Source organism: Mesorhizobium sp. M2E.F.Ca.ET.209.01.1.1 (assembly GCF_004010375.2).
Lineage (GTDB): Bacteria > Pseudomonadota > Alphaproteobacteria > Rhizobiales > Rhizobiaceae > Mesorhizobium.
Genome location: NZ_SADP02000405.1, coordinates 1 through 374, shown reverse-complemented (window position 1 = coordinate 374; position 374 = coordinate 1). Strand labels below are relative to the sequence as shown.

At 63.1% G+C, this 374-nt stretch carries 1 protein-coding gene; it reads left to right on the top strand.

Annotated elements, in window-relative coordinates; genetic code table 11:
* The coding region (locus tag EN852_RS36205; protein WP_189546425.1) for a divalent metal cation transporter at positions 1-374 on the top strand (374 nt) is incomplete at both ends.

Below are 374 nucleotides of genomic sequence, written 5' to 3'. Positions count from 1 at the left end.
GCCGAGATCGACCAGGCCTTCAAGCTTCTGTCGCCACTGCTTGGCCTGGGCATCGCCTCGATCCTGTTTGCCGTGGCACTGCTCGCCTCGGGCCTCAACTCGACGGTGACGGCAACGCTCGCCGGCCAGATCATCATGGAAGGTTTTCTGCGTCTGCGTATTCCCAACTGGGCACGACGGCTGCTGACGCGCGGCCTCGCCATCATTCCGGTGGTGGCCGTTACCGCGCTCTATGGCGAGAAGGGCACCAGCCAGCTGCTGGTGTTCAGCCAGGTGGTGTTGTCCATGCAACTGCCCTTCGCGGTCATCCCATTGGTGCAGTTCGTCTCCGACAAGAAGAAGATGGGCAACCTTGCCATCCCGCGCGGCGTGGC